This is a genomic window from Streptococcus sp. HMSC067H01, assembly GCF_001814775.1.
Lineage (GTDB): Bacteria > Bacillota > Bacilli > Lactobacillales > Streptococcaceae > Streptococcus.
Map to the genome: position 1 here is coordinate 39,373 of NZ_KV817811.1, position 7,010 is coordinate 46,382.

6 protein-coding genes and 1 pseudogene are annotated in these 7,010 nt (G+C 37.7%); all 7 read left to right on the plus strand.

Going from position 1 to position 7,010, the window contains the following annotated elements:
- Nucleotides 1-2 precede the first annotated feature (2 nt).
- A complete protein-coding gene (locus HMPREF2987_RS09290; RefSeq protein WP_075230299.1) occupies nucleotides 3-977 on the plus strand; it encodes a nucleoid-associated protein in 975 nt (324 codons plus the stop codon).
- Nucleotides 977-1,579, plus strand: coding sequence for a lysozyme family protein (locus HMPREF2987_RS09295; RefSeq protein ID WP_075230300.1), 603 nt, complete (start codon nucleotides 977-979; stop codon nucleotides 1,577-1,579). The genes HMPREF2987_RS09290 and HMPREF2987_RS09295 overlap by 1 nt, the downstream gene beginning before the upstream one ends.
- A gap of 82 nt (nucleotides 1,580-1,661) precedes the next feature.
- Nucleotides 1,662-2,636 carry a DUF1002 domain-containing protein gene (locus HMPREF2987_RS09300; RefSeq protein WP_075230301.1) on the plus strand — a complete coding sequence of 325 codons (975 nt, stop codon included), beginning with the start codon at nucleotides 1,662-1,664 and terminating at the stop codon, nucleotides 2,634-2,636.
- 73 nt (nucleotides 2,637-2,709) lie between these two features.
- Entirely contained in the window at nucleotides 2,710-4,065 is a 1,356-nt protein-coding gene (gene rlmD, locus HMPREF2987_RS09305) for a 23S rRNA (uracil(1939)-C(5))-methyltransferase RlmD (RefSeq protein WP_075230302.1), read from the plus strand.
- Between the two features lie 389 nt (nucleotides 4,066-4,454).
- Nucleotides 4,455-4,625, plus strand: a complete 171-nt coding sequence (locus HMPREF2987_RS09310; protein ID WP_002941306.1) for a hypothetical protein — start codon at nucleotides 4,455-4,457, stop codon at nucleotides 4,623-4,625.
- A 402-nt stretch (nucleotides 4,626-5,027) separates the two neighbouring features.
- Nucleotides 5,028-6,245 carry a macrolide efflux MFS transporter Mef(A) gene (gene mef(A) / locus HMPREF2987_RS09315; RefSeq protein WP_018374806.1) on the plus strand — a complete coding sequence of 406 codons (1,218 nt, stop codon included), beginning with the start codon at nucleotides 5,028-5,030 and terminating at the stop codon, nucleotides 6,243-6,245.
- A 119-nt stretch (nucleotides 6,246-6,364) separates the two neighbouring features.
- Nucleotides 6,365-7,010, plus strand: a pseudogene (msr(D), locus tag HMPREF2987_RS09320) (ABC-F type ribosomal protection protein Msr(D)); the annotation flags it as partial.

Genomic DNA, 7,010 nt, shown 5'->3' on the forward strand with positions numbered 1-7,010 from the left:
TTATGGACATTTATATTAAGAAAGCCATTATCCATCAGTTCAGCCCAGATGACACGGAGTTGTTTCTAGCGGATAAATTTCTCAATATCACTCCAAAAATCGAAGAATACCTGCGCAAGAAAATTGAACGTGTGTATTCAGATGAAGCCAAGACTGGGATTTTCGAAGAAGAAAATCCCTTCTTCAATCACATCACAGACGATTTGTTGGAGACATCGGTGACACTGGCAAACCTCTGGAAAGAGGAGTTCAGAATTTCTGAAAATCTTAAGACCAATGACTTGATTTTTGTGAAGTTTTCTAAAGAAGGAGTGGAACATTTTGCTTTCTTGCGAATTGCCCTGCGTGAGACCTTAACCCATCTGGGTGGAGAAGTTGACAATCCAATCAAGCTAACTCAAAACAATCTACCAGGATTTGGAACGGGTGCTGACGAAGCCTTGGTGGTCAATCTTCAGAGTCGAAAATATCACCTGATTGAAAAAAGAATCAAGTACAACGGGGCTTTTTTGAACTATTTTTCTGAGAATCTGATCCAGGCTCAGCCAAAGATTTCACCTAAAAAGTCTATCAAGGAACTTGAAAAAACAGCTCAGAGAATTGCAGAAACCTTTAATACAGATGATTTTCAATTTCAATCTAAGGTCAAGTCTGCTATTTTCAATAACCTTGAAGAAAGCAATGAATTGTCTCCAGAAAAATTGGCAAATGATCTTTTTGACAACAATCTCACTGCACGTCTTAGCTTTATTGATCAGGTAAAAGAAGCTGTACCGGAGCCAGTTCAGTTTGATGAAATCGATGCTAGTCGCCAATTAAAGAAATTTGAAAACCAAAAGCTTTCCCTATCAAATGGTATTGAGTTAATTGTACCCAATAATATTTATCAAGATGCTGAGTCGGTCGAATTTATCCAAAATGACAATGGAACCTACTCTATCTTAATCAAAAACATCGAGGATATACAAAGCAAATAATGTTTAAATTTATAAGAAGGGTCTTGCTACTGGTTCTTGTATTATTTACTGGCTATAAACTTTTTCACATGTATCGGGATGTAAAGCAGGTCATGACCTATCAATCCTTGGTACGAGAGGTTTTAAGTGAGCAAGATACGCCAGCAAATGAAGAACTAATCTTGGCCATGATTTATACCGAAACCAAAGGTAAAGAAAGTGACGTGATGCAGTCCAGTGAGTCTGCCAGTGGTACTACAAATACGATTTCTGACAATAGGAGTAGTATTCGTCAGGGGATTCAAACCTTGACTGAAAATCTTTATTTAGCGCAAGAAAAAGGAGTAGATGTTTGGACCGCTGTACAGGCTTATAACTTTGGTCCAGCTTATATCGATTTTATCGCTCAAAACGGGAAAGAGAATACACTTGCCCTAGCCAAACAATACTCACGAGAAACAGTTGCTCCAATTTTAGGAAATACAACTGGAGAAACCTACACTTACCTTAATCCTATTTCACTCTTTAGCGGGGCTGAACTCTACGTTGATGGGGGGAATTACTATTATTCAAGGCAGGTTAGATTGAATCTCTATATTATTAAATTTTTTAATCTATTTTAAGCACTTAGAAAATTCTAGGTGCTTTTATAAGCTTTCTTTAAGACTAATTTACTATGCTAGATAGGAAAAGGAGGAACGTCTCATGCGAAAGAAATTCTTTCTGACTAGCGTTGCAGTACTTTTAGCAGTTGCAACACTACAAAGTGCTCAAGCAGCCACTGATGTTCAAAAAGTAATTGATGAAACCTATGTTCAACCTGAGTACGTCTTGGGTTCTTCATTAACGGAAGATCAAAAAAATCAAACACTTAAAAAACTCGGCTATAATGCCTCTACAGATACCAAAGAACTGAAGACTATGACGCCAGATGTCTACTCAAAGATTATGAACGTCGCCAATGACTCTAGTCTCCAGCTCTATTCATCTGCAAAAATTCAAAAATTAGGAGAAAAATCTCCCCTTGAGGTCAAGATTGAAACACCTGAAAATATCACTAAAGTAACGCAAGATATGTACCGTAATGCGGCGGTTACCTTGGGTGTGGAGCACGCGCGTATCACCGTTGCGGCACCAATCCCAGTTACTGGTGAAAGTGCTCTAGCGGGGATTTACTATTCCCTTGAGTCTAATGGTGTTAAGTTGCCTCAGGAAAATAAAGACTTGGCTCAGGAAGAGCTCAAGGCCTTGTCAGACATTAACGATGAAAACAAGGACAAATCAGGCTTTGATGCCAATAAACTGAACGTAGCCCTAGCCGATATCAAGGCTGCAGTCGCTAAGGCTAAAGAGTCTAAGGGTGAGCTTACTGAAGATGATGTTCGTAAGATTGTAGAAGATACATTGAAAAATTATAAGCTAGATCAGGTTATAACAGGAAATCAGATCAATATCATCATCAACTTTGCCTTTAATCTTTCAAAGAGTGATATTCTGAATAACGAAGACTTCACAAAGACTCTAAAAGATTTGAAACAAAGCATTGTTGCGCAAGCAGGTGATAGTTTCAGCAATATTGACCTAAACTTTGATGCCAATAAAGCTATTCAAGACGGTGGAAACATCCTTAGCTCAATTTGGCAAGCTATCCTTGATTTCTTCAAGAGTTTTGGTGCTTAGGTCAATTCATGGTATAATAGATGGTAACAGAACAGTTGCCGTCTTTTTTTTCGGCACATAGAAAGTGAAAAATATGTTAAAGAAAAATGATATTGTAGAAGTTGAGATTGTCGATTTGACTCATGAAGGAGCAGGTGTTGCCAAGGTAGATGGCTTGGTCTTTTTTGTAGAGAATGCTCTTCCGACTGAAAAAATCCTTATGCGAGTCCTTAAAGTCAATAAGAAGGTTGGCTTTGGTAAAGTCGAGAAATACCTGATACAATCTCCACATCGTAATCAAGACTTAGATTTGGATTACCTACGTTCAGGCATTGCTGACTTGGGACACCTAGCTTATCCGGAGCAACTCAAGTTTAAAACCAAGCAAGTTAAAGACAGCCTTTATAAGATTGCTGGAATCACGGATGTAGAGGTTTCAGATACTCTTGGCATGGAAAATCCTGTCAAGTATCGTAACAAGGCTCAGGTTCCTGTTCGTCGCGTTAATGGTGTCCTAGAGACTGGTTTCTTCCGTAAGAATTCTCATGATCTTATGCCTCTTGAAGATTTTTATATCCAGGATCCAGTTATTGACCAAGTTATTGTGGCTTTACGTGATTTACTCCGTCGTTATGACTTAAAACCCTATGATGAGAAGGAACAGTCTGGCTTGATTCGTAACCTTGTTGTTCGTCGTGGACATCATTCAGGTCAAATCATGGTTATCTTGGTGACAACTCGTCCTAAAATTTTCCGAGTAGAACAGTTGATCGAACAATTGATTAAGCAGTTCCCAGAAATCGTATCAGTTATGCAAAATATCAATGACCAAAATACCAATGCCATTTTCGGGAAAGAATGGCATACGCTTTATGGTCAAGATTATATTACGGACCAAATGTTGGGGAATAGCTTCCAAATCTCTGGACCAGCCTTTTACCAGGTCAATACAGAAATGGCAGAGAAGCTTTATCAGACAGCTATTGATTTTGCGGAGTTAAGAGAAGACGATGTGGTCATTGATGCCTATTCAGGAATCGGGACTATTGGCTTATCAGTCGCTAAGCATGTTAAGAAAGTTTATGGTGTCGAAGTCATCCCAGAAGCAGTAGAAAATAGCCAGAAGAATGCTGCTTTAAACAATATCACCAATGCCCACTATGACTGTGACACAGCTGAAAATGCTATGAAAAATTGGCTCAAAGAAGGCATCCAACCAACAGCTATCCTAGTCGACCCACCACGTAAGGGCTTGACTGAAAGCTTTATCAAAGCAAGCGCTCAAACAGGAGCTGATCGGATCACCTATATCTCCTGTAACGTCGCTACCATGGCTCGGGATATCAAACTCTATCAAGAATTGGGCTACGAATTGAAGAAAGTACAGCCGGTGGACCTTTTTCCACAGACGCATCACGTGGAGTGTGTTACTCTGCTCGTAAAAGCTTAGAAACCTTTGAACGAAAGGGATAATGAAAGCCTTGATTGCAAGGCTTTTTGCTTTATGGTAGGTAAGTATCAGAGTGAGAAAATTTTTGGAATGAGTAGAAGTGATAGCTAGAAATTATCAGTTTCTATTTCCATTTACCCTGTGGGTACGTGTTTGTTTCCATTGACAAGGAGTTTGTGGGAATAGAAATGTACCCACCTTGTTTGAATCAAGTGAAGTGTAGTTGAAGGAAATCTGTTGAAAGCAATACTTCATTTTACCGAATAAGTAATAATTTAGGCAACTTCAAATCGATTAAAAAAACTATTTTAAAGGTTAAGAGTAGACAAAAATTGTCCACTCTTTTTTGTAAACTCAATTTATCAATAAATGAAATGAGGGAATGTAAAATGAAATATTTTGAGGTTGAGTTAGAAAATCCTGATGAATTTTTAAAACTACAAACAGAAGATTTTGTGAAAGCTAATCGCTTGCTACTAAGGAAGATAATCCAGAGCGTTACAGTCTATGAAGAACACTTCGTCATATCCTTTAAATCTGGCATCGAATTGGAAGTATGAGACTCATTCCATAACTTTTATATTGAACATATCATCTTGTTGTGTTATACTATAAATTGATATAAACAAAGATGTAGGAGGAACCGAAACTATGACAGCCTCAATGCGTTTAAGATAAGCTGGCAATAAGAAAAGCAGAATCTATACCCGATGATAGGCTTTTTTGTTGTGCTTATTTATACGATATTGAGCATTCATTAGTTACAGTGAGGATATTGGTTATTTAACTATACCTTTATTTAACTATACCTTTATTTAACTATGTCTTTAATATGAATGTTTCCAAATTGTATGTATGCAGACCAAAAGCCACACTGTGGATTTAGGCCTGCATTTTTTTATTGCCTATAATGCTATTCAAAATAGAAATTTAAGCAAAATAATATGCAGGAGATAATATAAATGGAAAAATACAACAATTGGAAACTTAAGTTTTATACAATATGGGCAGGGCAAGCAGTATCATTAATCACTAGTGCCATCTTGCAAATGGCGATTATTTTTTACCTTACAGAAAAAACTGGATCCGCGATGGTCTTGTCTATGGCTTCACTATTAGGTTTTTTACCCTATGCGGTCTTTGGACCTGCAATTGGTGTGCTAGTGGATCGTCATGATAGGAAGAAGATAATGATTGGTGCTGATTTAATTATCGCAGCAGCTGGTTCGGTGCTTACTATTGTTGCATTCTATATGGAGCTACCTGTCTGGATGGTTATGATAGTATTGTTTATCCGTAGCATTGGAACAGCTTTTCACACCCCGGCTCTCAATGCGGTTACGCCACTTTTAGTACCAGAAGAACAGCTTACGAAATGTGCAGGCTATAGTCAGTCTTTGCAGTCTATAAGCTATATTGTTAGTCCGGCGGTTGCAGCACTCTTATACTCCGTTTGGGAACTAAATGCTATTATTGCCATCGATGTATTGGGTGCTGTGATTGCATCTATTACGGTAGCAATTGTACGTATTCCTAAGCTGGGTGATCGCGTGCAAAGTTTGGACCCAAATTTCATAAGAGAAATGAAAGAAGGAATGGCTGTACTACGGCAAAATAAAGGATTATTTGCTTTATTACTCGTTGGAACATTATATATGTTTGTTTATATGCCAATTAATGCACTATTCCCTTTAATTAGCATGGATTACTTTAATGGAACACCTGTGCATATTTCTATTACGGAAATTTCCTTTGCATCTGGAATGTTGATAGGGGGTCTATTATTAGGGTTATTTGGGAATTACCAAAAGCGAATCTTATTAATAACAGCATCCATTTTTATGATGGGGATAAGCTTAACCATTTCAGGATTACTTCCCCAAAGTGGATTTTTCATTTTTGTAGTCTGCTGTGCAATAATGGGGCTTTCTGTTCCGTTTTACAGCGGTGTGCAAACAGCTCTTTTTCAGGAGAAAATTAAGCCTGAATATTTAGGACGTGTATTTTCTTTAACTGGAAGTATCATGTCTCTTGCTATGCCAATTGGATTAATTCTTTCTGCACTCTTTGCTGATAGAATCGGTGTAAATCATTGGTTTTTACTATCAGGTATTTTAATTATTTGCATTGCAATAGTTTGCCCGATGATAAATGAGATTAGAAAATTAGATTTAAAATAAACAATATTGGAGGGATATTTATGTATCTTATTTTCATGTAATTCTTCCTGCTAAAATCGCAGGGTTTTTCCTGCGTACAAGCAAATGAAAGCATGCGATTATAGACAGGAGGAAATGTTATGGAATTAATATTAAAAGCAAAAGACATTCGTGTGGAATTCAAAGGACACGATGTTTTAGATATAAATGAATTAGAAGTATATGATTATGACCGTATTGGTTTAGTAGGAGCAAATGGTGCAGGAAAAAGCACTTTATTCAAGGTACTTTTAGGAGAATTAATTCTCCCAGGATGTAAAATGAATCATCTGGGTGAACTTGCCTATATTCCCCAGTTGGACGAAGTAACTCTGCAGGAGGAAAAAGATTTTGCGCTTGTAGGCAAGCTAGGTGTTGAGCAATTAAATATACAGACCATGAGCGGTGGTGAAGAAACAAGGCTTAAAATAGCACAGGCCTTATCGGCACAGGTTCATGGTATTTTAGCGGATGAACCTACGAGCCATTTAGACCGTGAAGGAATTGATTTTCTAATAGGACAGCTAAAATATTTTACAGGTGCACTGTTAGTTATTAGCCATGACCGCTATTTTCTTGATGAAATAGTAGATAAAATATGGGAACTGAAAGATGGCAAAATCACTGAGTATTGGGGAAACTATTCTGATTATCTTCGTCAGAAAGAGGAAGAACGTAAGAGACAAGCTGCAGAATACGAACAATTTATTGCGGAACGTGCTCGATTGGAAAGGGCTGCGGAGGAAA